The sequence below is a fragment of the Rahnella sp. PAMC25559 genome (assembly GCF_050632365.1).
Taxonomy (GTDB): domain Bacteria; phylum Pseudomonadota; class Gammaproteobacteria; order Enterobacterales; family Enterobacteriaceae; genus Rahnella; species Rahnella rivi.
Genome location: NZ_CP192542.1, coordinates 153,160 through 179,295, shown reverse-complemented (window position 1 = coordinate 179,295; position 26,136 = coordinate 153,160). Strand labels below are relative to the sequence as shown.

Annotated in this window: 22 protein-coding genes and 5 pseudogenes; 10 read left to right on the top strand and 17 right to left on the bottom strand. The window is 46.9% G+C overall.

Features of this window, described 5'->3' with window-relative positions:
* Window positions 1-17 precede the first annotated feature (17 nt).
* Window positions 18-420: pseudogene (locus tag ACQZQY_RS00855) on the bottom strand (transposase); the annotation flags it as partial.
* Between the two features lie 83 nt (window positions 421-503).
* Here ACQZQY_RS00855 and ACQZQY_RS00850 point away from each other — a divergent pair.
* Window positions 504-1,130: pseudogene (locus ACQZQY_RS00850) on the top strand (transposase); the annotation flags it as partial.
* A gap of 199 nt (window positions 1,131-1,329) precedes the next feature.
* On the opposite strand, the gene ACQZQY_RS00845 reads toward ACQZQY_RS00850, so the two are convergent.
* The 5 genes from ACQZQY_RS00845 to ACQZQY_RS00825 are packed head-to-tail and all read right to left on the bottom strand — an operon-like array spanning window position 1,330 to window position 6,687.
* Window positions 1,330-2,571, bottom strand: coding sequence for a hypothetical protein (locus ACQZQY_RS00845; RefSeq protein ID WP_431295641.1), 1,242 nt, complete (start codon window positions 2,569-2,571; stop codon window positions 1,330-1,332).
* The gene (locus ACQZQY_RS00840; RefSeq protein WP_431295640.1) at window positions 2,564-3,466 is read right to left on the bottom strand and encodes a GNAT family N-acetyltransferase; all 903 of its coding nucleotides are present in this window, start codon (window positions 3,464-3,466) and stop codon (window positions 2,564-2,566) included. Before ACQZQY_RS00840 ends, ACQZQY_RS00845 begins: the two co-directional genes overlap by 8 nt.
* Window positions 3,459-4,400: a JmjC domain-containing protein gene (locus tag ACQZQY_RS00835; RefSeq protein WP_431295639.1), complete on the bottom strand. Its 942-nt coding sequence runs from the start codon at window positions 4,398-4,400 to the stop codon at window positions 3,459-3,461. Before ACQZQY_RS00835 ends, ACQZQY_RS00840 begins: the two co-directional genes overlap by 8 nt.
* Window positions 4,397-5,560 (bottom strand): JmjC domain-containing protein, encoded by a 1,164-nt coding sequence (locus ACQZQY_RS00830; protein ID WP_431295638.1) that lies wholly within the window; start codon window positions 5,558-5,560, stop codon window positions 4,397-4,399. Before ACQZQY_RS00830 ends, ACQZQY_RS00835 begins: the two co-directional genes overlap by 4 nt.
* A 17-nt stretch (window positions 5,561-5,577) precedes the next feature.
* The gene (locus tag ACQZQY_RS00825; protein ID WP_431295637.1) at window positions 5,578-6,687 is read right to left on the bottom strand and encodes an arginase family protein; all 1,110 of its coding nucleotides are present in this window, start codon (window positions 6,685-6,687) and stop codon (window positions 5,578-5,580) included.
* A 453-nt stretch (window positions 6,688-7,140) separates the two neighbouring features.
* Between ACQZQY_RS00825 and ACQZQY_RS00820 the strand changes: the two genes are divergently transcribed.
* A complete protein-coding gene (locus ACQZQY_RS00820) occupies window positions 7,141-7,323 on the top strand; it encodes a hypothetical protein (RefSeq protein WP_431295636.1) in 183 nt (60 codons plus the stop codon).
* A gap of 666 nt (window positions 7,324-7,989) precedes the next feature.
* Here the strand turns inward: ACQZQY_RS00820 and ACQZQY_RS00815 are convergent.
* From ACQZQY_RS00815 to ssb, 6 genes are all read right to left on the bottom strand, one after another.
* The gene (locus tag ACQZQY_RS00815; protein ID WP_431295635.1) at window positions 7,990-8,304 is read right to left on the bottom strand and encodes a theronine dehydrogenase; all 315 of its coding nucleotides are present in this window, start codon (window positions 8,302-8,304) and stop codon (window positions 7,990-7,992) included.
* An 89-nt stretch (window positions 8,305-8,393) separates the two neighbouring features.
* The gene (locus ACQZQY_RS00810; RefSeq protein WP_431295634.1) at window positions 8,394-9,392 is read right to left on the bottom strand and encodes a conjugation system SOS inhibitor PsiB family protein; all 999 of its coding nucleotides are present in this window, start codon (window positions 9,390-9,392) and stop codon (window positions 8,394-8,396) included.
* Window positions 9,393-9,429: 37 nt separating this feature from the next.
* Window positions 9,430-10,410: a hypothetical protein gene (locus ACQZQY_RS00805; RefSeq protein ID WP_431295633.1), complete on the bottom strand. Its 981-nt coding sequence runs from the start codon at window positions 10,408-10,410 to the stop codon at window positions 9,430-9,432.
* Window positions 10,411-10,476: 66 nt separating this feature from the next.
* The gene (locus tag ACQZQY_RS00800) at window positions 10,477-11,520 is read right to left on the bottom strand and encodes a ParB/RepB/Spo0J family partition protein (protein WP_431295632.1); all 1,044 of its coding nucleotides are present in this window, start codon (window positions 11,518-11,520) and stop codon (window positions 10,477-10,479) included.
* A gap of 83 nt (window positions 11,521-11,603) precedes the next feature.
* On the bottom strand, window positions 11,604-11,834 hold the full coding sequence (locus ACQZQY_RS00795) for a DUF905 family protein (RefSeq protein ID WP_431295631.1): 231 nt from the start codon (window positions 11,832-11,834) through the stop codon (window positions 11,604-11,606).
* A gap of 46 nt (window positions 11,835-11,880) precedes the next feature.
* Complete coding sequence (gene ssb / locus ACQZQY_RS00790) at window positions 11,881-12,471, bottom strand: single-stranded DNA-binding protein (protein WP_431295630.1); 591 nt, start codon at window positions 12,469-12,471, stop codon at window positions 11,881-11,883.
* Window positions 12,472-13,175: 704 nt separating this feature from the next.
* Between ssb and umuD (ACQZQY_RS00785) the strand changes: the two genes are divergently transcribed.
* From umuD (ACQZQY_RS00785) to ACQZQY_RS00765, 5 genes and pseudogenes are all read left to right on the top strand, one after another.
* Entirely contained in the window at window positions 13,176-13,595 is a 420-nt protein-coding gene (gene umuD, locus ACQZQY_RS00785; protein WP_431295629.1) for a translesion error-prone DNA polymerase V autoproteolytic subunit, read from the top strand.
* 6 nt (window positions 13,596-13,601) lie between these two features.
* Window positions 13,602-14,860: pseudogene (gene umuC / locus ACQZQY_RS00780) on the top strand (translesion error-prone DNA polymerase V subunit UmuC).
* 589 nt (window positions 14,861-15,449) lie between these two features.
* Entirely contained in the window at window positions 15,450-16,100 is a 651-nt protein-coding gene (locus ACQZQY_RS00775) for an AAA family ATPase (RefSeq protein ID WP_431295628.1), read from the top strand.
* Window positions 16,101-16,130: 30 nt separating this feature from the next.
* Window positions 16,131-16,400 (top strand): ribbon-helix-helix protein, CopG family, encoded by a 270-nt coding sequence (locus tag ACQZQY_RS00770; protein ID WP_431295627.1) that lies wholly within the window; start codon window positions 16,131-16,133, stop codon window positions 16,398-16,400.
* A 175-nt stretch (window positions 16,401-16,575) separates the two neighbouring features.
* A protein-coding gene (locus ACQZQY_RS00765) for an IS3 family transposase (RefSeq protein ID WP_431295601.1) occupies window positions 16,576-17,726 on the top strand; the annotation gives its coding sequence in 2 pieces (ribosomal slippage) (window positions 16,576-16,810 and window positions 16,810-17,726; 1,152 coding nt in all).
* Window positions 17,727-17,744: 18 nt separating this feature from the next.
* On the opposite strand, the pseudogene ACQZQY_RS00760 reads toward ACQZQY_RS00765, so the two are convergent.
* Window positions 17,745-18,292: pseudogene (locus ACQZQY_RS00760) on the bottom strand (AAA family ATPase); the annotation flags it as partial.
* Between ACQZQY_RS00760 and ACQZQY_RS00755 the strand changes: the two are divergent.
* Window positions 18,282-19,278: pseudogene (locus tag ACQZQY_RS00755) on the top strand (Tn3 family transposase); the annotation flags it as partial. The pseudogenes ACQZQY_RS00760 and ACQZQY_RS00755 overlap by 11 nt on opposite strands.
* Before the next feature lie 1,037 nt (window positions 19,279-20,315).
* On the opposite strand, the gene ACQZQY_RS00750 reads toward ACQZQY_RS00755, so the two are convergent.
* Window positions 20,316-20,594, bottom strand: a complete 279-nt coding sequence (locus ACQZQY_RS00750) for a hypothetical protein (RefSeq protein WP_159282834.1) — start codon at window positions 20,592-20,594, stop codon at window positions 20,316-20,318.
* Complete coding sequence (locus ACQZQY_RS00745) at window positions 20,594-21,229, bottom strand: AAA family ATPase (RefSeq protein WP_120509973.1); 636 nt, start codon at window positions 21,227-21,229, stop codon at window positions 20,594-20,596. The genes ACQZQY_RS00750 and ACQZQY_RS00745 overlap by 1 nt, the downstream gene beginning before the upstream one ends.
* Window positions 21,230-21,812: 583 nt before the next feature.
* Between ACQZQY_RS00745 and umuD (ACQZQY_RS00740) the strand changes: the two genes are divergently transcribed.
* Complete coding sequence (gene umuD, locus ACQZQY_RS00740) at window positions 21,813-22,235, top strand: translesion error-prone DNA polymerase V autoproteolytic subunit (protein WP_431295626.1); 423 nt, start codon at window positions 21,813-21,815, stop codon at window positions 22,233-22,235.
* Entirely contained in the window at window positions 22,235-23,500 is a 1,266-nt protein-coding gene (locus ACQZQY_RS00735) for a Y-family DNA polymerase (protein ID WP_431295625.1), read from the top strand. Before umuD (ACQZQY_RS00740) ends, ACQZQY_RS00735 begins: the two co-directional genes overlap by 1 nt.
* On the opposite strand, the gene ACQZQY_RS00730 is transcribed toward ACQZQY_RS00735, so the two are convergent.
* Complete coding sequence (locus tag ACQZQY_RS00730; protein ID WP_431295624.1) at window positions 23,497-24,204, bottom strand: SOS response-associated peptidase family protein; 708 nt, start codon at window positions 24,202-24,204, stop codon at window positions 23,497-23,499. The genes ACQZQY_RS00735 and ACQZQY_RS00730 overlap by 4 nt on opposite strands.
* 669 nt (window positions 24,205-24,873) lie before the next feature.
* Window positions 24,874-25,923: a RepB family plasmid replication initiator protein gene (locus ACQZQY_RS00725; RefSeq protein ID WP_431295623.1), complete on the bottom strand. Its 1,050-nt coding sequence runs from the start codon at window positions 25,921-25,923 to the stop codon at window positions 24,874-24,876.
* Window positions 25,924-26,136: the final 213 nt, after the last annotated feature.

Below are 26,136 nucleotides of genomic sequence, written 5' to 3'. Positions count from 1 at the left end.
TTTTCCAAGCGGACCCCAGTCAGGGCCCTGTCATCACGACAACTGCGATAGAGGTATACCGTGCGACTCTGCATCATTAAACGGCAACCACGACGCAGCCCGATACGATAGGCGTCCAGCAGGTAAGTTACCGCTTCACGCTTCTGAATGGGCCTCAGAACTTTTTTCGAATGACATCCTGGAGCATTTCCTTATCCAGACTGAGGTCCGCCACCAGACGCTTAAGCCGTTGGTTTTCGTCCTCAAGCTGCCGCAAACGGCGCAGTTCTGTTACGCCCATACCGCCAAATATTTCTTCCAGTTATAAAAAGTGGCTTCAGAAATACCCATCTTTCTGCACACTTCCTCCACCCGAGTGCCTGTTTCGGCCTGTTTAAGGGCGAATGCTATCTGTTCTTCGGTATAACGGGTCTTTTTCATGGTTGATATGCCTCTCAGTGAGATGAAAGAAAGACCGGATACTTTAGTTTAGGCTGGCACTGTTTTCAGGGAGGAGATCAGAACAGCTCGCTCAGGTCATCGATCGCCATCCTGACCGCAACAGGTAAATACGTGCGCTGCCGGACGAAGCACGCGCCGTACTCACCGCCATGGTCGTCCGTCGTCGCCAACTAAATCACATGCAGGTCGCCGAGCGTAATCGACGCTATCCCTCTCACCCGCGAAGTCGTAAGAGCATCGATAACATTATTAATGCGCTTGAAAATGAGCTCGACCGCATCAATGAAGCAGCACGTAAAAGTATTTTTCCGGGAACAGGCCGAGTTAATTGGGAGCGAAAAAGGTGTTGGTGAAGTCACTGTCGCATCTCTGATTGCTAAACTGCCGGAGTGGGGAAGCTCAATCGACGGGAGATTAGCGCACTGACTGGCGTTGCCCCCCTGAACCGAGATTCAGGAAAAATGCGAGTTAAACGAACCACGTTTGGTGGCAGAGCCGGAATCCGGGCAACGCTTTACATGGCGGCTCTTGTGGCTACGCAGTTTAATCCCGCAATTAAAATGTTCTATCAACGCCTACTTACCGCTGGAAAACCCAAAATGCTCGCGCTGGTAGCCTGCATGCGCAAACTCATCAGCATTTTAAATTCAATGATCAGAAAAGGAGAAAAATTGGATGCATTGTTATAATAAAAAATCCATTTATTACAATATGTTATATCAGAATAAAACATCAGGTTCACTGTAAGTGTGCTTGAAGAGGCCCCTATCGAATAACAGATGAGTAAAGTTAGTAAAGTCCGCTATGGCCAGAAACGGAAATCATTTATGTTTGGTTGCACTAAACAACGGAGCCGATTAGGATATATCTGCGATGTAAGATATTGATTTAGAAGCTTTTATAATCTTTTGTAGCAGTGATTTTTGACCTCTTACCATAAGTGGACCAAATATAGGTCACTAGGAGCAATGTAAGTAACGCTGTATTAAATAATAAAATCCACTCCAACTTTCCCGCCTGTAAAGCAGTACCAATACTTGTAACACCTATAAAAGTAACTAATGAACGAGGTACGCGAAATGCAGCCATTGTCTGTCCATAGGTACCATGACTGCTAGTGTCACGAACTCTTCCTGCAATAAAAATTGACCACCAAACACCGATTAATTCAAGAATAACCGCCAAAGTTGGTAAGAAATAGGCGTTTTTATCCCACCCGTTGTAAGACAGGAGGGTCGCGACTCCGAAAACGAGCAAAAAAGCGGCCAAAAAGAAATACCATTTAAATCTAATACTCATATTACCCATCAATCGTGGGTATATCCAAGAAGCAGCGCTATCGAGTGCTCCACTTAACGCACCTAATAAAAAAACCACTGCATAAGGTGTGGTGCCCAAAGAAAATGCAATTACGTCAAAGTTAGTATTAAATGATGTCTCCGTGAATGCCAAAACGCACATCGATAATGCCAAGAACCAATGCTTTCCAATTGTATAAAATGTTTGCCTATACACACCTATGCTTTTTTCATGTGCAGAGTTTTCTAGATCCTGGGATAACTTGGCGAGATATTTATTTTTATGTAGAACCAGAATAAGTGTTGCAGCAGATAATATATAGCAAGCTGCCGCAGCTGCGAAAAACACAAATGGAGGGAAGCAGTCATACAGTACAGCAAGCGTAAGCCCTGAAATTAGAACGGCTAAGCCCGTCACCCTAGATGCTAGGGCAACGGACTCTTCATAATCATCATGTAGCATAGGCAGAAGGTATTGATTGATTATGATGACAGCGAAATTAAACATTAGTGAGAAAGATAGAACAAGCAAAGGCATCAGGATTGGCCTGAATACTTCCAGGTTTCCAAAACAGAAAATAAATAACCCGCAGCAAATTTGGGCAACAATTAGCCAGAGATATTTATGCTTAGTTCTGTCAATCATTCTGCCTGCAACTGGCCCCCAGAAAAGACTTGAAAGTGCTGTTGCACCAATAAGAACTGATATGATGATGGGGCTAGTGTTAATTTTGACCAAGAAAAATGAAAAAAAACCTACGTATAAGCAAAAACCCAGCGTTGAGAGAGCTAAGAAAAGATATAAAGCATAACGTTGAATACTATTAATCATGTATATCACCTTCTTTTAGAAACACGTACTCCATAACACACTTGCGTCCAGCAAGTTCAGCTGCGCGTATTGACGGTGTATTACCACTGACAATGGTGCCCCATAATGCTTTGTATGAATAGTGTTTGGGAAGAACTGAGTACAAAAGGCGTTGTGCACGGCTGGCCAGATGTTTGCCTTTGTATTCAGGAAGAATAATCTCCTCCGTGATCCAGTATCCAGAAATGAATCCTCTCTGTCCTTGGTCGCAAATAATAACGCCAACGCGTGATGTACCAGAGTAAATGATGAATAATTTAGCTTCTTTAATAGCTTCGTGTATCTCCTCTTCATCGGCAGGAAATACACGCTGTTTCAGATAGGGGAGTTTTAAATAAGAATCATCATAGGCCTCTTGTATAGCCTGAGTACACCATCCAGTCATTGAAACGTCAGCCTGCTGTAAGCTAACTCTTTCCCCGACACAATCCGAAAATGTATTTATTTCAGATCTAATGCCCGTGTAAATATACTGATCAATACGACCACACATAGTTGAGTCATGCGGCCGTAGCATCCGAATTGAACTTGCTCCCATTGGTTGCCACTCAGCATAAATAGATCTTGTGGCACGTCGGGTTAACGGTGCAGAACCGGCTACCAATTCAATAAATGGTTTCTGTATGTCTCCTCCAATATAGCGCGGGCCAGTAAGATATTCACCGTCGTCACAGGAAATGATTTTTTGTTGAAAAAAACTTTGTTGTAGCCCTGTTTCCTTATATGGAAATTGCAATGTAAACTTGCTGTCATTGCACCAAGTCAATTGTTCATTAATGTATGTTTTCATAGCCGCTTTTAGCTGAAAGCTAGACACGGGTAAATATGAAAACACTTCAAGCATATACTCAAGCATGGGAGTCAGTTTCCTCAATGCTGAAGGGGAAATTTTTTTTATAAAAGGTTAGCATAAGATTCCATTGCTCAGCGCGTGATACTTCAGGCCGAAAATTGATACGACTTGGAAAATGAACAATATCTAAATAGTAGTCCATCAATTCATTGCTCAAGGTTAAGGATTCTATCCCATGGCGAAATTCTAGACCTAAAGGAAAGAGCTTTATACTGACGTTTTGGCTGAAAACAAGTGATGGTGTTTCACTTTTGAAGGTATTGCCAATACTTCTAATAAACTGCAATGAGGAACGATTAGGGGCTCTTTTAGGCCGGTTAGTGGGAGCGGAAAAGGTGGGAGATCGCATTTTTGTTTTTACGATTCCAATAGTTAGATGCATAGAATCAGAGTCTTTCTCCGTTATAGGATCATGCAACGTGCCTTTTCGTATCCAAAGAATGTCTCCTGGAGATAATTTTATTTTATCATGCTCGAATTTCCACCATTTAGTACCAGTAAGCTGTATTACCACAACATCATGATCGTCAGTATGTGCTCCAGCGCCTACACTATCAGCTGGAGACCAATAAACATTGAAATGGGTTAACAAACCCTCATTATGAAGAAAATAAGCATAAAGATTGTAAAAGTTACTAATTCGCTTCTCTAAATGATTAAACACGATAGTTGTGCTACGGAAAAGTAGCAGAGCAATCACGTAGTGTCCAATATCTCCGTTGACGCATGCTTCCGGAGCAAGTCGCGAAACATTACCATTCTTAAGCAGCTTTACCTCGTCTTCAACGCCTTTGATATTACTGAACAGATGAGGAGCACAATTATCAAGCAATTTTTCAGAAATCTCAATACATCCTGACCTATAACTATAAGGGTTATCGAACTGCGACCGATTGCTTAGTAACATTTTAAGTTCGGCGTTTGGAAAAGTCTTCATACAAGCACGCCCATGCTAGCCATTTTTTTAAGGAAAAAACTTATAACATCATCAGGCAGGCTTTCCTCGCCATTAAACTGAAAATCTTCTGAATTAACCAATTTTCTCAGCTTGATAAATGACTCTCTAAATTCATTTTTAATAACAAAACTCCGACCACGTAAATAAACTCGGGTTGTAATACCTTCACTATCTCCTATTTCAATACCTCCAAAGTATTTATATATTTTTGGCTTGATATTTCGAACTGGCGATGTGTATTTAAAGTAGTGGTTGCTTTTGAGAGTATTCAACAACCTTGACACCCCTTGATCTGCAATTTGAATAAGGTTGGCGTCTTTTATTGATGGAGGTACAATTTCTAAAGCGTATTCTTTAGGCCCAATGACTTGTGGACTTTTAATAAATAAATAAGAATCATCATCTTCCTCGATTGCTTCCCTTACAAATGAAACTAGCAATTCTTTTTTTTTACTTTCATACGGAGCTACACCTAAAGTTACTGAAAATTCAGGGTTTTCTAATACATGATACCAATTCTGTGGAATAAAGAGCGCGTCCCCTGGTGTAAGAGTGATCGCATAGGCACATGAAAGAGTTTCAGCCAAATTAAAAGTGTCTGATTGAATAAAGGGGGTAATGTCTACCAAAGAGGGATCCCAAATCCATGCTTTTTTTACACCCGGTCCGAGATGATATAGAAAAGTATGTTCTTGGTCTTTATGGATACCAAATGGCGTGATATCGTACTTACCCATAAATGTATATACATCAACTCCTTGACTAGGGATTCCGTATGTATTTACCCATTCTGTGTTGAAGTTACGGTTAATTATTTCGGCAAGAATATCAGACCAACCATTTATACCGTTAATCACTGCACAGAATGAGTTTTCGCCCGTGATCCTTTGCAACCATTCGTGTAGATTCTCATCATTGTATGGAGGAGAATTTGAAATGCGATATCCAAAATCATCACGTGTACCATTATTAATAAATACTCTAGCATTCAACAAGGTTTCTGAAATTTTTTTACGATTTCTTACTATGCATTCAATTTCGTTCAGAAGAATAATAGGATCAGTCACGACATTTTTTTGATGATAGTGCTTGCAAATATCTATTTCTTTAAAGTATCCGCGAAGCATACTTATATTCATAACCCCTCCAGGGAAAATTATTTAATAATTCTTGTGATCACTCTATCCAACAATGAAATTTCATGATTAAAGAGTTGACCTTTTTCATCAAATCCACAGGTGAACTCCATAATATCCGCTCCAATAATATCACAACCAGAGTTTCTAATAATGTCTACAGCATATAATACATCTTCTTCACTAAGGCCGTTATCGAGAGGAGTAGTAACGTGAGGAAATATTTTAGGATCTAGTGTATCTGCATCAAAAGTTATATAAACATGTTTCCCATTAATCATATTTTTTATTTTTTTTCCTTCTTCTAAGCCCAGCTTATCGGGAAGTTGTAAGACTGTATTTTGGACGAGGTAGTCAGTTTCGTAACGTAAATTCTGCTCCCTGACACCTATTTGAATCACCCCAGATAAGGATTTTTCATCTAGTAGTTTCGACACGAAGTTAGCGTGATACAGTAAATCATTTATCTTATTTTTTGTTGTGTTAATGTCAGAGTGTGCATCAAACTGGATAAGGATAATATCTTTATTTATTTGAGATAGCTCTTTTAAAACGAAGTAAGTTAGTGAGTGATCTCCGCCAAACATCATAACTCTATTATTTTTTTCTCGAATTCGTCTTATGACATGTTGGATTTTTTTACCGAATCTATATATATCGTCTGCCGTTGTGTATGCAATATCTCCAAGATCCATCATTTCTCTATGTGATTCTCCTAGCTTTCTATATATATATGGACCATGCGCAGGGGACCTTGGTGGGTCCAATGCAAAATCAGCCGGCGCGCCAAAAAAACACCATTTTTCTATGCGACGCTCAGGAATAGGTGAAGCGGCATTCTGCATTCGTGCAGGGTTATATAAAACCCCGAATTTCAGCAACTCGTCCTCTTCTTCAGTAAGAAGAATATCGTTGAAATAGAGTGGTGAAATAAGTTCTTTTAGATGGGGGTTCTTCATTGAATCAAGTTCATCTTTAACAATTCTCGCTTCAAGCATATTTTTTAAGAACATGAATGCTTTAACTGTAAGATTAACTTTAATCCTTCTTTCATCAAGGATAAGTTCAACTCTATCATGATGCTCTTTGATAGTTACATTTTGATTCAAAACGAGCCTACGTTTTTCCATTAACTTATCCTCTATGATTCTACCAAGAAAATAATTAACACAGAATCAATTTTTATCAAAATTAAATTTAAATTTTCACTTATTTTTTTCTAAAAATAATCAAAGTCCATGTTAGCATGCTGTACTAAATAGCATTTAAAAATATCAATAAATTATTTGATAGTTTTTAACGATTGAAATGGATGCATTGACTTACTTACGAAAACCTTACATTGTTAATTTTTATATTTCGGATTTTAGTATAATTATACTTATCAAAGAAGATTTTAATGTATTGATTTATTTGAATATTATTAATCAACACTATAATATTGTTAATTATTTGTAAAAAATATGAATTTTATCTCCATTTTTTCTCCATAATTTGTTGACTTTACGTTACATGAAGGCAAGACTTTCCCTTGCCGAAGAAAGTCGGTAGATGACCAACTTAAATAATTATGGAGATTTAATATGTCCCAGAATAAATATGGTGAGTCACATAAAGATGCAATGGAGAAGCTGTCAAATGAGCTGTCTGCTTTCACTCACGAAGATGTTGTTGTTGAAGTGAAAACAAACAATAATTCACAAATTGGTATTGGTGGCGGCGGTCCAGGCTTAGGTGGCCGAGATCGTCGTGATACGGGGCACTAATTTGTGTAAAAATAACGGCCTTTAGGCCGTTATTTTCTATAAGACGTTTTTTCATTCGTTGATTGATTATCAGAATGGGGTGGAATTTTAAGGGCAACCACACCATGCCCCACATGAAACTTCGTATCTTAAATTCGCAGATAAACTGACAGCTCACAGTGAATGGCTTAATTCCTGTCTGACAGAAGCACATATAAAGAAAAATGCTAATAAATCTGCCCTTGATCCTAAGAATCCTTCAATTTGTTCTAATTTTAATAATCCCTAGAGTGTATGTTAGCTTATGAACTTCATTATGAAGCAAGATGGGCCAGGACAAGCTACGGTTTTAGTCTGGGCGAAGCTATTTTCGACCGTCATGGTTTGTTCGCACCACTCATCTTGGTCTCATAGACATACTCAAGACAGTTGCTTGCAGGCGAGGCGGCACGTCTACAGTGCGGGCACGGGGTTAGCGCTAACTTTGGAGAATTAATCAGGGCAACAGAAAGAAAGGAAAAAGAAGAAGGTGCTGTTAACACCACGTTGTGGAGCAACGCGACATCATCAACGTTTCCGCCCTGGCGGGAACTGTGCCAGCGGCGCGGCAATGGCCGCTGCAAGCTGCGATAATGGGCTTCAGATGAGAGAGAATGCCGCAGCAGGACGCCACGGCAATGGATGAGGTTACTGCCCTTTGAAATACTCCGGTCGCAATCCCAGCTCGCGGGCGATCAGTTCGTCTGCAAACAGCGGGGCACTCTTCAGGATCCGCCGCCGCAGGTTTCGCAGCCGCGCCTGCGCCTTACGCTCCGGTGGCCAGCGTTTAACCGGCTGTTCTGAAAGAAAATCCAGACAGACGACGTAATCGCCACCGGCTATAAAGCGGGACAGTATGCTGTCCGGCACCGGCACGCCCTCGCAGACGTCTTCCGACACCAGAACCGGCTCGCCTGAACAGGGAATATGCGGATAACGCCAGCACAGGGAATATCGCCACATTGCTCACCTCCGGTCGCCGCGCAGCCTGTTCGGCAACAGCTGGGCATCGAGCCATTGCTCTGTCGTCGAACGTTGTGTCAGTTCGCCGTTCATCTCATCGAGTATTGCCCACAGCGGCTGTCCTGAGCAAAACCCCCTGTTCTGCAGGCCGGAAAACCACCGTCCCACGCCGCTAACATATCCGTCAGGTCATCGTCATATATGCCCCGCTTTTCCTGCCGTTTGTACCATACCTCCAGCCACATCGGGGTCACGAATGCCAGCTCAATTTCTGCCTGTGCCACCGCAGTCTGATAGCGCCTGCGTTTTTGAAGGCAATCCTTATCCTGCTGTTTTTCCCTGCGGCTGTAGCTGATATTCCAGCGGCGGTTCTGACGTTCACTCAGGCGATAACCGGTTTGCGGGAAATATTGTCCGACCGCGCAGCCCGACAGCGGCAGCGGACAAACGTCACCACGACTTTCAACCAGCGTGTTAAGTGCGGCGAGATAGTGGTCTTTCGGTTCACCGGCCCGGTCTTTGGGGTTGTAGTTCAGCGCGGCGCGTTTCACATCGCTAGCGGTAATAGCACCGGCCTCCCCGCCGCGCAGCTGGCGGAGCAACGCCACGGCATAAGGATATTGTCCCCACCGACACCTACCGTCCTCCACATCAATGATGGCCTGCAGCGCCGCAGCCAGTTGCTCAGGGGTGTTCAGTCCGGTGGCAACCAGCGTTTCTAGTGTGCGCAGGGCATCAAAAATCAGCGCAGACTCAAACGTTTCGCTGCAGCAAAGCCACGCCACCGATACCCCGCCGTCAAAAGGCAGGCTCACCTGCCAGTAAGGAACATCGTCGCTGCTGCTGGTCAGGCAAACCACGACCTGCGGGTGAGATTTCAGGGTCAGCCTGATATTTACCGGCGCACCGGCACCAAACTCGCAGCGGTGCTCAATGTCGCACAGCCAGTTATCGGACAGGTGCAGCTGGTGGACAACGCCACGGCTCAGGTCGCTACGGGAAGCCTCACCGCGCTCTGCGTACTGCTCCAGTTCACTGCCGTTCATCGCGTGTAACTCGGCAAACGATAATTCATTAAATCGGGTCATGTCGTTACTGCCGCCCCTTGCGAAGCGGCATCTCCTGTCAGGCGGCAATATGGGTGGATTCAGAAGGTGTTTCGGCATCCTGCCAGGCGGCTGCAGACTCATCGCTGTCAGCAGCCGTGACCGCGTCACTTTCCGGCAATACTGGCGTATCAGTCATCGGCAGCAGACAGTCAGGCACCCAGCGGGTCTGTGAGATGTCCTCTTCAGCCCGTTCGGCGGCATCGCCCTTCTTCATCTTGAGGACATCGCGCGACGCCCCGTCCAGACCGGCCTGTGACAGGCTGTCAGCAATCTGCTCTTTGCTGATACGCTCGAAGAAATTCGCCTTGGTCGGCAGCCACCAGTCACGCAACGTGAAGTTCAGCAGGTTTTCCACCGGCTCGAGGTCTTTACCCGCCTTGCCGTCTTTGTCGCTCAGGCGTTCTGATGCCCCGTCCAGCGTTCTGGCAAGGCAATAACCCATCACGTTAATCAGCGCCTGCGTATCCCACGTCAGCAGCCAGTCCCAGCTTTTATGCCAGTCCTGTGGCAGCAGTTTCTGCCACGCGTCGTGCATCGCAGTAAGGTGCTGCATGGCCAGACCGTCGGCAGATGTCGGCGCATTGTCGAGCATCAGTCCGGTTTTGGCATGCAGGGTCACCTTGAGGGTCGAGAGGGTATAAGATCGGTGATCGAAGGTAGACTTGAGGCAGTCATGGACAAAAATCACGAGTGCCATCTGCGGTTGTTCTGCCAGTGCAGCCTGTACTGCCAGCGTTCTTTCACTGGAGAGGCTTTTTGCCAGTACAGCCGACAACTGTTTCGCCTGCGGCACTTCCGGTGTGCTGTCTTCAGTGCGAATGCTGGCAATGGTGTGGTTCACACCGGCTTTTTTCTCGACTTCAGGGATATCGCTTCGCAGCATCACGCCACGGCGCACGCTGATAACGTTCCCTCTCAGGAAGACGACCGCCCCGCCGTTAGCACGCACCTCGTCAGTCCATGCGCGGTCCTCAGCGTTTTGTTCGATGGCAGACATTTCGGCCTGACAGGCGTCAGCGGCCTGTTCCAGCGCGTCGTGGTCAGCGTCATCACTATCATCCTGCTACGATAACGTCTCCGGCTGCTTATCCAGCACATCAAACCGCGCACTTTCCTCGGGGGTCAGTTCACCGTGGGGCAGGTTGAGTAACAGGTATTTTTGCGCGTCGTCGCCGTAAGTGCTGATGCCCTCAGTGCGCCCCTCTGACCATTTCCAGCCCTCGGCCTGTGCGATACCGTCTGCGACCGCAGTGAGTTTCTGGCGGGTTAAAGTGTCGAGAAGAACGGTATCGCTGATAAATCCTTCGTCCGTGAACAAGTCAAAGCGGAACCCGCCCCCAGCCTGTTCGTAAACCTCCCGACCGACAAAATCCAGCAAACGGTGACCTTCCGCAGAGACTTCGCCTCTGAGCACCGCCTCACGCAACTCTTTCGGATTGCGATAATAACCATAGGCATTTTTCCAGACGTCCAGCTGGCGTTCGTGGTCTTCAGAGGCAGACAGTGCCTGCAGCTGGTCAACGTTAATCTTGTCTTCAGCCAGTTCAGCAAGCAGCGCCGGAGCCATCCCCGCAAGGCGCAGGAATTTCTGTACGTGTTGGGTGCTGTACCCCATCAGGCCACCGATTTCTGCCGCCGTTCTGCCCTCGTTGCTCAGCTCCCTGAATGCCGCAATCTGGTCAGCCGGATGCATGCTTTCGTGCTGGAAGTTCTCGATGGCCGAAACCACCTCAGCCACGTCATCGCTGACGGTTTTCACCGGCACGGCGTAACCCGGTGTGATCGCCCCCTCGTTCAGCAGGATACTCAGCGCACGGAAACGGCGGCCACCGGCGGCGGCACCCAGCTGGCCATCAGGCAGGCGGTGAACGATAAGGTTATGCAAAACACCCACGGCTCTGATGCTGCCGGCCAGTTCCTGCAATTTTGCCGCATCCGGCTCTGCTTTACGCACATTCAGCGGAGACAGAGACAGCTGGCTGAACGGCACCATCTCGACCGGCGTATTCGCCAGCGCCTGTTCGACGGCCTCCGTAACGACGGTATTTTTAGGTCGTTTGGTGGATTTACTCGCTTTAGATACTGCTTTAGACTCGGTAACTGACATAATTATGATCCTTTGCTTGGTAGTGATTTTGTCTGCCGGACGTTTCCCCGTCCGGCACCTCGTCTTAATGCTTGCCTGCTGTTTTACTGCTTTCTCACACCGTCGCTGACGATGTATTTATTAAACTCTGCCCCTGCTTCAGGCTGGAAATTCCACGCCCGCCACACCATTTGTCCGAACACGCGCAGGACAAGGCGAAAATGCGTCCCCCGATCGTCCTCAATCGCAATGTTCTCGTAGGCAGCCGCCACGGCTTCAGCCTGCTGGCGGGTAAAGGTGCCGGACGGCAGCAGAACCGGTTTGTTGTTTTCCATCGCGCAGTACTCCATGTGATGCCCCGCTGACGCAGGTCAGGAAAAATCAGAACGGAATATAGTCCCAGTCTTCCAGCAGGTCGCCGTCCTGTGGCTGCAGCGGCTGTGCCGCCTGCTGTGGGGGCTGCGCTGCAGCCGTTTTGCTGGCTTTTTTGCCCTTCGCGGCGCGGCTGGCCTTTGCCGGTTTACCCTCAGCCGGTGCCGGTGCTTCGCCGGAATGGGACGGGACGTTTTGCGGTGCCTGAGATTGTGGAGAAGTGCCGCCCGACTGGCGGTTGCCCTGCCCTGCGGCGCTGCCCAGCATCTGCATGGTGCCGTTAGCCTTCACCACAATTTCGGTGGTGTAACGGTCAATGCCCTGCCCGTCCTGCCATTTGCGGGTCTGCAGCTGGCCTTCGATGTAGACTTTTGCGCCCTTGGTCAGGTACTCACCGGCGATTTCAGCCAGCTTTCCGAACACCACCACACGGTGCCACTCAGTTTTTTCACGCTGCTCGCCGGTGACTTTGTCACGCCAGTTTTCAGAGGTGGCCAGCGTCAGACTGGCGACCGCGCCGCCGTTTGGCATGTAACGGATTTCCGGTGCCTGTCCCAGATTGCCGACTAAAATGACTTTGTTAATTCCACGTTCTGCCATGATGACTCTCCTTATCGTTCAGGGCTTTTAGCCCATATCTTCGGTTAGATTCGCTTTGTCGCGATGTTGACGTTTTGTGGTATTCGGCTGTATTTCGGCCCGGGTGTTACCACATCTCCAGTTGAGTTCCTTCGCCGCAAGGGCGTAAAAAACACCGACGGGGGCGAACGTCCGGGGCGAACACGAAAGTTTTCGGAGGCACGAGGAAAAGTTTTGGGGGCGTTTATTTACCCTGGACGGGCGACAACGGCTGTGTTCTCTTCAGCCCAGGCGTAAGGGGCTTAACTGGAGAGACGGCACCCGATGCAGATGTAGCGGATACCACCGCAACGACGACGAGCGGCAGCGAATCGTGGTTGCCCCACAGCGGCCTGCGGCTTTGGATTTATCGCAGGCCAGTGAAGCGGCGCGGCCGTTGGCCGCTGTAAGCGTGGTTTTTCGTCAGGGATGGAAGCCCGCGGGCATAGCCCGCAGGGGAGAGACAGCGCGCTGGCTCTATTTACAACAGCCCGCCCGTCAGGGGACGCCCGGCCCCCTATCCTCTCTACCCACAGACTTGTCCACCGTTTCTGTGGACAACTTTCAGTCAAAGTATTTCCGCCGACAAAACAGGCATCTGACCAAAACCTCTAAGAGTTTTCTTGCCAACGTCCAAAAAGCCCCACCATAATACTGTATATCCACACAGCAAAATCAAGGCCGCTATGAAAGCAGAAATCATTTCCCCCCTGACCGGCTCACGGCAGCAGCTCCCGCTGTTTGCCGACACCTGCCAGGCCGGTTTTCCCAGTCCGGCCACGGACTACGTTGAAAAGACGCTGGATTTAAACGAGTTCTGCATCAGCCATCCCTCCGCCACCTTCTTCGTAAAAGCCGAGGGTGATTCGATGGTCGAGTCCGGGATAATGTCGGGCGACCTGCTGATCGTGGATAAGGCAGAAAAGGCCTCCCACGGCGACATCGTCATTGCCGCCGTCGACGGTGAGTTCACCGTGAAACGGCTCTGCACGCATCCGGTGCTGTGCCTGCAACCCATGAACCCGGCCTACTCGCCAATATTTGTTAATCCGGACGACCTGGACATCTTCGGCGTAGTCATCCACGCCATCCACACCTTCAGGTAACACGCTATGTATCTGCTCTGTGACGTCAACTCGATGTACGCCAGTGTCGAACAACTCTTCCGGCCAGACCTGAAGGGTAAGCCGGTGATCGTGCTCAGCAACAATGACGGCGCGATTGTGGCCCTCAACAAAGAAGCCAAAAAACTCGGCATTAAACGCTTTGCCCCCTACTTTCAGGCGAAGGACATCATCAGACGTCACCAGGTAACTTGTTTCAGTTCGAACTACGCGCTGTACGGCGACATGTCAGCCCGCATCATGTCCACGCTGTAGAAAATGGCTCCGGAGCTGACGATTTACTCAATCGACGAGGCGTTTCTGAAGGTCACCGGCATCGATGCGTGCGAGTCATTTCTGGCCTTTGGCCTGCGCGTCCGGGCAACAGTACGGCAGCGCACTGGGCTGACCTGCGGAATCGGTATTGCGCAGACGCTTACGCTGGCAAAGCTGGCCAACCACGCGGCGAAAACCTGGCCGGCCACCGGCGGCGTCGTTGATCTGAGCAATCGCGACCGCCAGCGTAAGCTTATGGCACTGCTGCCGGTGAATGAGACGTGGGGCATTGGGCGAAAATTATCTGAGAAGCTGACCGGGATGGGGATTAAGACAGTGCTGCAGCTGGCGGACGCCAACCTGAACCTGATGAAGAAGACGTTCGGGGTTGTGGTGGAGCGCACCGTGCGCGAACTCAACGGCGTCTCCTGCGTATCCATCGATGCCCTGCCCGCCAAACTACAAATCATCTGCAGCCGAAGCTTTGGCGAGCGCATCACGCAGCTGCAGGACATGAGACAGGCCGTTTGCCAGTACGCCGAGCGCGCCGCTGAGAAGCTTCGCCAGGAAAGACAGTACTGTAAGCACGTCAGCGTTTTTTGCGAACCAGCCCCTACGCCAATGAACCCCAATACGGGAACAACGCCAACCAGACGCTGATGCTGGCCACGCAGGACACGCGCGATATTGTGGCAGCGGCGATGAAAGCGCTCGACCATATCTGGCGTGACGGCTACCGGTATCAGAAGGCGGGGATCGTGCTGAACAACTTCTGTGACAAGCCCGGACAGATAGACATGTTTGACAAATCGCCGCCGCGCCCGAACAGCGACGCGCTGATGCACGCCATCGACAGGATTATTACGACCGGCATGGGCAAAGTGTGGTTTTCAGGCCAGGGAATAGACAAAGGCTGGAGAATGAAACGCGACATGCTCTCCCCTGCCTATACGACCCGATGGTCGGACTTACCCTTAGTATCGATACGCTAAACAACTCAAGGAACAATTAAAAAAAATCACTTTAATATGAAAAAACAATCATTATGATGCTAAAAAAACTTAGCATAGTGTTTATCATATTCTTCAGCATACTGCCTTTTTCACTTCCCCAGTCCCGATGATTCATTGTTTATATTTGATACTTCCTAATTACTTTCGGGGAGGGGGTTGACCCGCCCTAACCTGTTAGCTGCGATACTCACATACAGCAAAACACAGACCAGGCACATTTTTAGGGCTGACGAAGAAGAGCTCACATTGACACATTACCCAACGACACAATAGCACCCTCCGGAGGAATGAGATTCCCCCGCTCCGCAATATAAGGTTACAGCACCCAAGCCTCTTTGACCCAAAGCGTTTAACCTTCGCGGGGATTCAGGCAAAGAGGTTTTCTGCACACTTATATTCCTATCACAACACAAGCAACACAAAATCATATAACAATCATTTTAATATTAAAAAACCATCATTTCACATAAGGTGAATGGCTAAAATGCTGGTAAGCAGTTATGATTCCTTGCTACTATATGCACATCACAAGCACAGCATTTTAATATTAAAATGAGGGTAAAAAAACATGATTCTTACAGTAGGGAATACTAAAGGCGGAGTGGGTAAGACAACACTTGCTGTAAATATAGCAGCCGCCAGGGCCATGCAAGGCCGGGACGTTTTACTTATCGATGCTGACCGTCAGGAGACCGCACAGACTGCAATCAGCATAAGAGCACAAAATGAAATCCAACCGGGTATCGCATGCTCAGCTTACGCAGATGGTCCAATCCTGCGCTCGCAGCTGATGCAGCAAAAAGCAAAATATGATGATGTCATCATTGATGCCGGCGGCAGGGACTCAACCGCATTGCGTGCAGCACTCGTTTTAACGGATGTTCTGTTGGTTCCTTACCGCCCAGGCAGTTTTGATGTATGGGCTTTGCAGGACATCTCAGACCTTATTACAGAAGCACGTAGTGTGCGTGACGGGTTGAAAGCTTACTCAGTCATTAACGTTGCCGATGCAAATCGTAACTCAATAGATAACAGAGAAGCCGCGGCTATCTTTACCGATTACCCGGAACTTGAGTTTATCCCTGACCATATCGTCGGTCGTAAAGCATTTTCCAATGCTGCGGGTTCTGGCCAGTGCGTCTTTGAATATAAGCCACAAGATGCTAAAGCGAATCTGGAACTAACTACCCTCATAAACATTCTATTTAACAATCAATAAAACATCATATTAATATTAAGGTGATATGAAATGGCAATTACCAAGCCTCCAAGAAAAACAGATGAAGCTAACGCAAAACTGGATGCTTTCATCGAAGGTGCTCCAGATGGCCAGTCAGCGAAAAAGAAAGGGGTCATAAAAGGAAAAAAACAACAAATCACGTTAACTATTGCCCCAGACATCCTTGAGCAGTTAGACCAAAAAGCAGAAGACCTGGGCCTTTCTCGCGCGGCGCTGATCAACATCGGTATCAGACATGTACTAAATGAAGGCGCAATGATAGGTGGGAAAAAAGATTAGAGCATGATTCAACTTCATCTCTTTTAACATGAAAACACTTTCATTTTGATATTAAATTGATGGTTTTTTAGAGTTATAATAATGGTTAATCAAGTGGATAAAACTCAGTTTGAATAGACCCGGGTTTCGTAGACACTTTTTTGCCTCATAATGGAGGCCTAATGAAGGAGTGTTTATGTCAGTCAAAACGTTCACTGAAGAATTCAAAATTGAAGCCGTAAAACAGATCACTGAGCAGGGGTACCCTGTATCTGAGGTCTCCTCTCGACTTGGTGTATCCACTAATAGTCTTTACGCCTGGGTTAAGCGCTACCAGAAGCCCGAGCCGCAGCGTAAGCAGGACGATGCACTTCAGCATGAAGTAAAGCGCCTCAGGCAAGAACTTAAGCGAGTAACTGAAGAGCGGGATATCTTAAAAAAGGCCGCCGCGTACTTTGCAAGAACGTCAGGCTGAAGTACGCCTTCATTAAAAAAATGTCGTCCTTTTATGCTGTACGCAGGTTATGCCTGGTTCTTGGCCTCCATCACAGCGGTTATTACCAGTGGCTAAAGCGGCCTAAATCTTTGCGTACCCGGCAAGATGAACGGCAAACAGGCTTGATTAAACAACTGTGGCTTGAAAGCGGTACGGTTTACGGCTATCGAAAAATCTGGCTCGATATGAAAGATCTGGGTGAATGCGTCGGACGTAACAGGATCGCGCGCCTGATGAGGCTCGCTGAACTAGCATCTCAGACTGGATACCGAAAACGACTCTATTACGGTGGCGGAAAGCCTTCTTTTGCCAGTCCAAATTACCTTGAACGCCAGTTCGTTGTCCCAACCCCAAATACGCATTGGGTGAGTGACATGACTTATATAAGGACGCATGAGGGTTGGCTGTATCTGGCTGTTGTTCTTGATCTCTTCTCACGCCGGGTTATCGGCTGGAGCATGGGCGCACGAATGACCGCTGAGTTAGTAATGGATGCATTATTGATGGCGGTATGGCGACGTAAACCAACGGCAGAAGTATTAATCCATTCAGATCAGGGCTCTCAATATACGAGCGAAAGATGTCAGCATTTTATGACAGCTCACAATTTAAAAAGCAGCATGAGTCGTCGGGGTAATTGCCATGACAACGCAGTGGCAGAAAGCTTTTTCCAGTTGCTAAAACGGGAACGCATAAAGAAACGGATCTATAAAAATAGGGAAGAAGCGAAGGCGGATATCTTCGATTATGTCGAGATGTTTTATAATGCTAAACGCCGCCACAGTGCCTGTGAGGATCAAGCCCCTGCAGTTTATGAAAGTGCCTGGTTCATGAGGCACGGAACAGTCTAGGAAACTAGGGTCTATTCAAAGTGCCTTGTCAGGCTTGCAGTCTCGCAGGTTGTGTTGTGCCAGGATTCCCGAAGTTTTATCCAATCGTCGAAGTGACTGTACGGTGTGGATAATTCTCTCATTAGCAGGATTCTCACCATGCTTTTTAATTACGGCATCTATGATTGAAACAAGTGAAAGTCGGTGAGTAAAAATTATGATCTGTCGGGTCTTCGCCAACTCGACAAGCCTAGCTACAACGCGCTCTTCGAAGTCCTGATCTAAAGATGAAATCGGGTCATCAAAGATGAAGGGGCTAACTGATTCGAACCAGTTGTATCGGCCAAGAATGCCGCCAATGCAACGATTCGGGTTTCGCCTTCACTGAGTATTACATCCGGAGTGTAGCCAGTTCGAGCTCCGACAAGGGTGAGCCCAAACGTTATAACTCCTTTTCCTTGAGCTTTGCTCTGTGGAACGACGGGCAAACGCCGCCCACCAAGAGCTTTTAACTCCGCATCGAAACGGATCTGATATCCAGCATCAAGCTCAGTTCTACCAAGTTCGGTACGCTTAGTCGTCAACGAAACCCGGGTCTATTCACTGGCGGCATTTTGGGGAGACGGGGCAACGTCATCATCAGACGGACAAAATTTCAGAACAGGCAGCTCAGGCCGCTACGCAGGGCAGGTTAACCCGAAATATGGGCAGGAGCCTGGACGTCAGTTTTATACCCATTTTTCGGATCAATACAGCCCGTTTTACACCTGCATAATCTGCCGGGTCAGGGATTCAACCCATGTTCTCGATAGCTTGCTGTACCACGAAAGCGACCTGTAAATCAGGGAGCATTACACTGATACCGCTGCTGATCATGTCTTTGCCCTGATGCATCTGCTGGGATTTGCGTTCTGTCCGCGAATCAGAGATCTCCACGACAAGAAGCTGTTTATCAAAGGGAAAACAGACCAATACCCGGCGCTTCAGTCACTGATATCAACGACCAGCCTGAACCTGTAAGAGATTGAAATTCACTGGCGTGAAGTGCTGCGTCTGGCCACCTCGATAAAGCAGGGAACCGTGACGGCATGCTTGATGCTAAAAAAGCTTGCCAACTACCCCAAGCAAAAAAGCATTGAGGGAAATTGGCCGTATTGAAAGAACTCTGTTTATGCTCGACTGGTTCCGCGTTCCGGGACTTAGTCGGCGGGTACAGGCGGGACTGAACAAAGGAGAAGCCCGTAACGCGCTGGCGCGTGCGGTATTCCTGCACCGCCTGGGTGAAATCAGGGACCGTAAACCGGAAAATCAGAGCTATCGCGCCAGTGGACTGACGCTCCTGACAGCTGCCATATCCCTGTGGAATACCGTCTATATGGAAAGAGCTGCCGATGCCCTGAAGCGTAAAGGGGTGAAGATCAACAAGCAACTGCTATCGCATTTGTCGCCGTTAGGCTGGGAGCACATCAATCTGACAGGTGATTATATCTGGAAAAGCAATCGGATACCGGCTTCCAGTAAGTTTCGTCGGCTGAGGCCGGCTAAAGTAGAAAGGTCAAAAAAACAACCTTAAGGTACAATAATGTTCGATATCCAAACTGACTCCTTTAAAAAATGTTAAATGCTAAATATGAAGTGTGAATTATCAATTATGAAGTGCGACGTGATACAGAAAGCTATAGTTTTGATCATAAATAATAATTATGAAGTAGTAAGTATTATCATTCATTAACACGTTTACCCTCATCATAAGCTCGACCTCACGCAAACACACACGCCCAAGTCCCCCGTCATAGAATCAACCCGACACCACGCGTTAATCACATGAATGAATTATGAATTGTGAATTCATAAATAACACTTTTTGAACTTTTAATACCTCTCTATCAGCATGCTTGCATAGACACTCGACCTCCCAATGTCTCCCATGCTGTTCTCTATGGATAAGTATCCTTTCAAGCTAATGGCAAATGTCACTGAGGAGTTAGGAGTTAGGAGTTAGGAGTTAGGAGTTAGGAGTTAGGAGTTAGGAGTTAGGAGTTAGGAGTTAGGAGTTAGGAGTTAGGAAGTATGATGTAATAATTCATATTGCATAGGTATGCATTATGGATAGCGTATAAACAATAAAAAATTGATTAAGTAACAACTAATATTTCACACTTATGTGTTGTGACATACGCTCTGAGTAAATCATACAAAGATGGGCATGCCCTCAACGTTTTTCGGAGAAGTGCAGTAATCGGTAGGATGTGTCACTTATGAAGTATGAAGTATGAAGTATGAAACATCATTTATTCAGTAATATAGTTTGTTATGCCTGATCTTAAAACCCACAAAAATCACATTTAATACTTGGTATTTCACAAATAATCTAAGCCATAGGAGGGCAGTGTTAAGTGTGATTTACTACTTAATACTTATTATCTAATAATGATTAAACCCACTCAGAAATGATTCCGATACCTTGGATTGTGAGTGTTCTTGAAACGTTGGGCTCAATGGGAAACGTTGGAAAGGAGAGAAGGCAATAAGGAACACGGTGGCTAAGGAAATGTATGAGATTGGTAAAAACGGCATTGGTAGCCGCTTGGTTACCAATGCCGCTTGGTATCAAACCTTTTTAAGGTAAGTATCCAGGGCATCACGAATGATTGCACTTACGCTTTTCGGGCTAATACCATTACGCTTATTATGCAGGGCAAGATCTTCAATCACTCGCAGCGTGTTCTGAGGTAAAGAGATAGTTGTCCTTGTCAGAATTTCCTGCGCAGGTTCAGCAACAACTTTTTCGTCACCATAAGGGCGGTCGGCCAGTCTGTTAGCCAGAGCGTCAGCTTCAGCTTCTGTTACGACTCGGCGATTTGAAAATGGGGGTTTCTTTAAGGCCATTAAAATACCTCATTCAGCAATGCCAGAACTTCTGCCTTGGCTTTTTCGTTAGATGTCTCGAGTACTGATTTACCTTCTGACATAACATCACGGTAAACCTTTCGGTAACATGCTGTGGCGGTCAAAGGAATGAGCCCTTCAAACTCACGCACATACTCCAGAAACTCATGTCGTTCGTTACCCTGCAACAGCGGGTTAGTCGTCGCCATACTTTGATAGCAGTAGGCCTTAAGCTCAGGATTCAAATCGCGCATACTTTCAAGCTGCTGCTGCAGTTCAACCATAGTATCCAGGTCTAACTGTGAACACTGGTGGGGCGCGATAATCTGATGGGCAACGGTACCCCCCGTGATCAACTCCCGGCTGTTGCGTCCCGCGACGTCCACGATGACATGAGCAAACTTTTCATCCAGGCTTCTCAGCGTTTGGGAAATGTTGTCTCGTTTTTCAATCAGGGTAATGGATGGAGTGATACCTGAGGCTTCGCGCTCTGCATACCATCTGGAAGCGGAACGCTGAACATCAGCATCGACAAGACAAACGTCCTCTCCACGAAGAGCCAGACCAACTGCCAGATTGATGGCCGTTGTTGTTTTGGCAGCACCGCCTTTATTGCATCCAATAATCGTGATCATTTGTCACCTGTGATATCGAAAGTAGCATTTCCTAAATGATAACTCATAAAATATATATGTGAAGTATTATCAAGTAATTATTATGTATGAAGTAATACTTATTCATATAGTTTGCTTCTTCAATAAGCAATAGTTACGGCGTAACTTCGCAACCGAGATAAATTTAGACTTTATAAACATGCATTTAACTATAAACCAATTGCCGACTTTAGCCCTGACCGAATACTGTGGGCTTACAGAAAAATAAGTCGAACCGCGAGATTCTAACCAGAACATTACCGGCAGAGAGTACTTCCCAGCATCAAGCTCTACATTTCATCAACAAGAACCCTCCGTATGCATGCTTATGAAATACCGCTTCCATTTAATCCCCCATGACTCCATCGGTAAAAAAAAGCTCCGTCATATTCCAAACATATTTAAAGTAAGACAGAAGAAACGTTGAGAATTGGAGGAGTAGGGGGCAAAATTTTTGTTTCCTTGCTGATCAGGAGCCTAAGACTTTTCTAAGCATAAGCCCTTCACAAGCTAAAGAACCCATGATTATACTGTATACATAAACAGTATTTAGTGAGTATCAATCATGAATGTCTTTTACCCAACACCTGAGCCTTTGAAGCTGCTGACCCCTTTCTTTCAAGATAAAGTTCAGGCTGGATTTCCCTCGCCGGCTCAGGATTATATTGAGAAGGGCATTGACTTAAACGAGCTCTGTATAAATCATCCGGCCGCCACTTACTTTGTGATGGCCACAGGGATGAGTATGGTTGATGCGGGCATTTACGAAGGTTCGATGCTTGTTGTGGACAGGAGTCTGCAGGCAAAGCATGGCGATATCATCATTGCTTCGCTTGCAGGTGAATACACTGTTAAGCGCCTCTGCTTACACCCGGTTGTTCAGCTGGTGCCAATGAATCCGGACTTCCCTCCCATCGTGTTGCATGAGGGCGGAGATGAGCTGGAAGTGTTTGGCGTGGTGACTTTCAGCATCAACGGATTTCAGTAATGTTCGCCCTGGCTGATGTAAACAGTTTTTATGCGAGCTGTGAAACTGTTTTCAGGCCTGACCTGAAGGGAAGACCTGTCGTTGTTTTAAGCAACAACGATGGTTGCGTAATTGCCCGCAGCGCCGAAGCAAAAAAACTCGGTATTAAGATGGGCGATCCGTTCTTCAAGATGCGGGCGCTTTTCGAGCAGCATAAGATCGTGACATTCAGCAGTAACTACGCGCTCTATGCAGATATGAGCACACGGGTAATGACGGTGTTAGAGGAGATGTCTCCGGCTGTAGAAATATACAGCATTGATGAGGCATTCATGAATTTGCAGGGACTCAGTAATTGCAAGGTTCTGGAGGAGTTCGGAAGGGAAGTGCGAGCCAAAGTTCTCCAGTGGACCGGACTCACTGTAGGTGTAGGCATTGCACCCACCAAAACTTTAGCAAAATTAGCCAATTACAGCGCAAAAAAATGGACAAAGACGGGTGGCGTTGTTGACCTTTCGCTAACGGCACGTCAACGAAAACTGATGGCACTCGTTGAAGTTGGGGAAGTCTGGGGTGTCGGACGCAGAATTTCAAAAAAGTTAAATGATATGGGGATTAAAACTGCCCTGCAGCTTGCAGATACCCCAACTTCTCTGATCCGCAAGCACTTCAACATTGTGCTTGAACGTACGGTAAGGGAGCTCCGTGGAGAACCGTGTTTAGAACTGGAAGAGTTCGCACCGACCAAACAACAAATCGTTTGCTCAAGGTCATTCGGTGATCGCGTATCAGAATATGATCTGATGCGCGAAGCGATATGTAGTCATGCCGTGCGTGCTGCAGAGAAACTCCGGGGTGAGCATCAATACTGCCGGCATATCTCTGCATTCATCAAAACAAGTCCTTTTGCTGTGAATGAAGTCTATTACGGTAAAACGGCGGGAACCAAGCTTCAGATACCTACTCAGGACAGCAGGGATATCGTGGCTGCGGCAACTAAATGTCTGGATGCAATCTGGCAAGATGGCCATCGCTTTCAGAAATGCGGCGTGATGCTGGGGGATTTTTACAGTCAGGGTGTCGCCCAGTTGGGTCTTTTCGATGAGTACCAGCCACGCTCAAATAGCGAGCAACTCATGGCGGTTCTCGATGGAATCAATCATAGCGGGAAAGGGCGGGTGTGGTTCGCTGGCCAAGGCGTGCAAAAATCCTGGGAAATGAAGCGTCAGATGCTCTCTCCAGCATATACAACACGCTTTAGTGAACTTTTGCGCGTCAAACTTTAAATTATTAGATCCCCAACAGGCTCGATTAGCTCGGAACCATTATTTCTTATGCTACCAACTTTTTTATTCACCGGATGCCATTGAAATTCAAACAGGGGTTCCGACTGCATCTGCGCTATCTCAAGAGCGCGCTGCGGGGAAGTATCGCAGTCTAACCATTCAAGTGCATCTGAAGGCTCTAATACCAGTGGCCGGCGGTCATGGATATCCAGTAGCCCTTCGTCGCTGGCAGCTGTGACGATAACAAAACCGTCATCATCCGGGACCTCTAAGGCATCAGGGTGAAAACGACTTATCGCAGCGAAAAATAAGGGAGAATGTGATTTATGATAGATGAAGTAGGGCTGCTTAATTTTCGGATCAGCCGGATCTTTTTTCCATTCATACCAGCCATCGGCCATCACTAACGCGCGTCCATGTTCGAACAGTGGTCTGAACATCCTGCTCGTTGCCACTGTCTCTACACGCGCGTTAATCATCGGTGGTCGCTTTGATTCTTTTGCCCAGGCGGGCTGATACCCCCATCTAACAGGATCGAGAAAGATTTTATCATCGCGTTGATTGATTATGAGCACGCGCGGCCCGGGACCGACGTTATAACGGCCAATAGGGATGTCATCGATGCCGCCTGCGAATTCTCTGTCAGGGGAAAGCACATCGATATAGTGAGAACGCGGTTCGTACTGGGTAAATCGTCCACACATAAAGAGCCCTCAGTTAGAATTCTAAGTATAGACAGTACACATGCTGAGAGGATTTCAAATAGCGGCACTGCTAAGCGCCCAAAATAGTGGATCAAACCGTTTTGAGGATAAGTGCCAGCGCACAGTGCCTAAGAGATCTCATAAGGAGTGTTTCAGGAGTATCACAGCAGAAGTGACAGTGTCTCAAATCCCCCCTACAACAATCGCTTACCTACAGTTAGGCATTTTACACATCCACTATAGAGAACATTCTCTTTGAGTGGGCATATATCCACTATGGTAAGTACCAACCACTACAGCGAGTGATATCCACTAGAGGGAGTAGAAAACCACTGTAGTCAGTAACGACCACTATGATGAGCATTAACCACTATAGAGTGCAAATAGCGACAGATCGTAATAAGTTAGTGACCACTGACTCAGAGGATATATAGGATTGCGGGTTAGTGACTACTAGGGGGGTAATGTCGAAATAAGTAAATAACCACTACAGTGAGTAGAGATTACTGACGACAGTGGTTAGATGAATTTTATAATGCCCGGCATGCTGTTTGCAGTGGATAGTCTGCTCACTACAGTGGTTGGCTTGCTTGCCACAGTGGTTAAGGAAAAAGCCTGCTATCTACTTTCAGCAGACTTTCGGCTTCAGGGAATAACAGGGCAATGAAACTATTTCTTCGCCTGGCGAAGTTGTTCAAGCAACTCAAGCTCTTCTTTGGTTAGCATAACCATCTCACGCGGCGCTGCCGATTCGCTATCCTTCTCAGCGGGGACATCAATGATATTTTCATCGTCCAGGACGTCATAGACATCGTCACCAATACCCGTAGGGATCTGAGCCGGCCTCAATTTTGGCCGCCTATAGTGGATACAGAAGTACACAGCTTTACCACGTTTGACCTCCGTATAATCGAGATAGCCGATAGCCTTAAGCTGTTCCATCGCCTTACGAACAGTTGCGTTCTGTGTGATGGCTCGTGATGTCAGATTAAGACGAGCACGCAGGCGAGACATGGAAATCGGAGCGGGATCAGTCGGAAGACTTTCGATGAACGTATAGAGAGCCTGAGCAGACTCTTTGCGGGAGAGTTCATTGATGGCACGTAGCTGGAGAAGAACTTTTTTATCGAACTGATAAAGTTCAAAAATCTTCGGATCTGCCTGCAGCTCTACGGCGTCCTTCTTCGGGCTGTATTTTGCTGACTGAACAAGGTGGGTAACGTAATAGTCCCCCTCTTTGTTCGAAAAAGACAACGTGTTAGTTGCGATACGTTCAAGAGAGGCTTCCAGACGCGCCCTGAGCTTCGCTGAGGAGCGTGCTGAGGGAATGCCACATAATTTAGCGAACTCAACGAAAGGCAGGTATACAGAGTCTCCCAGGACCTTGTGCTTGGCAAAAGCATGGATGATCCCAACCCAGGTCTTGAAATCGTTGTCCATATCAAGCCGTGCACCGGTGATCTTAATGTTCTCATATCCTTCAGACTTCACGATCGAAAGCTGCTTCAGCTCAGAAGTGACATCCATTGAGTTCATCTGACCCTTACGGCCGCGGGCAGTAGACTTCAAAGTAGGTACAAATAAGCCCAACCGCATCAATGCTACAGGCTGAACAGTGTTATTGCTGTTAGGAACCAGAGTAACAAGTTCACCCGTTCGCTTATCGGTTTCAGAGAAAGCCTTCGCTATCTCTATGTTTTTAGGCTCATTTTCAGACATTATCAGCTCTCACAAGGAATGTGGATAAGAGACTCGTAATACACAATACAGTGGATACTAACACTCACTATAGCGGTTTTACCACAGGTCATAGTGGTTAGTTTGCTTTTCACAGTGGTTGTTTTACTGACTACAGCGGTTAACGATCTTAGTTTTTCCCAGATAGGACAAGGTCTGCAGAGGAGCGGGGATCTCTTTGGGTCTTATAGGTTC

Excerpts from the sequence above, each read along its gene's own strand:
- ACQZQY_RS00845 (WP_431295641.1), bottom strand. The coding sequence starts at position 2,571 with ATGATTAATAGTATTCAACGTTATGCTTTATATCTTTTCTTAGCTCTC.
- ACQZQY_RS00840 (WP_431295640.1), bottom strand. The coding sequence starts at position 3,466 with ATGCTTGAGTATATGCTTGAAGTGTTTTCATATTTACCCGTGTCTAGC.
- ACQZQY_RS00835 (WP_431295639.1), bottom strand. The coding sequence starts at position 4,400 with ATGAAGACTTTTCCAAACGCCGAACTTAAAATGTTACTAAGCAATCGG.
- ACQZQY_RS00830 (WP_431295638.1), bottom strand. The coding sequence starts at position 5,560 with ATGAATATAAGTATGCTTCGCGGATACTTTAAAGAAATAGATATTTGC.
- ACQZQY_RS00825 (WP_431295637.1), bottom strand. The coding sequence starts at position 6,687 with ATGGAAAAACGTAGGCTCGTTTTGAATCAAAATGTAACTATCAAAGAG.
- ACQZQY_RS00820 (WP_431295636.1), top strand. The coding sequence starts at position 7,141 with ATGTCCCAGAATAAATATGGTGAGTCACATAAAGATGCAATGGAGAAG.
- ACQZQY_RS00815 (WP_431295635.1), bottom strand. The coding sequence starts at position 8,304 with ATGTGGCGATATTCCCTGTGCTGGCGTTATCCGCATATTCCCTGTTCA.
- ACQZQY_RS00810 (WP_431295634.1), bottom strand. The coding sequence starts at position 9,392 with ATGACCCGATTTAATGAATTATCGTTTGCCGAGTTACACGCGATGAAC.
- ACQZQY_RS00805 (WP_431295633.1), bottom strand. The coding sequence starts at position 10,410 with ATGTCTGCCATCGAACAAAACGCTGAGGACCGCGCATGGACTGACGAG.
- ACQZQY_RS00800 (WP_431295632.1), bottom strand. The coding sequence starts at position 11,520 with ATGTCAGTTACCGAGTCTAAAGCAGTATCTAAAGCGAGTAAATCCACC.
- ACQZQY_RS00795 (WP_431295631.1), bottom strand. The coding sequence starts at position 11,834 with ATGGAAAACAACAAACCGGTTCTGCTGCCGTCCGGCACCTTTACCCGC.
- ssb (WP_431295630.1), bottom strand. The coding sequence starts at position 12,471 with ATGGCAGAACGTGGAATTAACAAAGTCATTTTAGTCGGCAATCTGGGA.
- umuD (WP_431295629.1), top strand. The coding sequence starts at position 13,176 with ATGAAAGCAGAAATCATTTCCCCCCTGACCGGCTCACGGCAGCAGCTC.
- ACQZQY_RS00775 (WP_431295628.1), top strand. The coding sequence starts at position 15,450 with ATGATTCTTACAGTAGGGAATACTAAAGGCGGAGTGGGTAAGACAACA.
- ACQZQY_RS00770 (WP_431295627.1), top strand. The coding sequence starts at position 16,131 with ATGGCAATTACCAAGCCTCCAAGAAAAACAGATGAAGCTAACGCAAAA.
- ACQZQY_RS00750 (WP_159282834.1), bottom strand. The coding sequence starts at position 20,594 with ATGGCCTTAAAGAAACCCCCATTTTCAAATCGCCGAGTCGTAACAGAA.
- ACQZQY_RS00745 (WP_120509973.1), bottom strand. The coding sequence starts at position 21,229 with ATGATCACGATTATTGGATGCAATAAAGGCGGTGCTGCCAAAACAACA.
- umuD (WP_431295626.1), top strand. The coding sequence starts at position 21,813 with ATGAATGTCTTTTACCCAACACCTGAGCCTTTGAAGCTGCTGACCCCT.
- ACQZQY_RS00735 (WP_431295625.1), top strand. The coding sequence starts at position 22,235 with ATGTTCGCCCTGGCTGATGTAAACAGTTTTTATGCGAGCTGTGAAACT.
- ACQZQY_RS00730 (WP_431295624.1), bottom strand. The coding sequence starts at position 24,204 with ATGTGTGGACGATTTACCCAGTACGAACCGCGTTCTCACTATATCGAT.
- ACQZQY_RS00725 (WP_431295623.1), bottom strand. The coding sequence starts at position 25,923 with ATGTCTGAAAATGAGCCTAAAAACATAGAGATAGCGAAGGCTTTCTCT.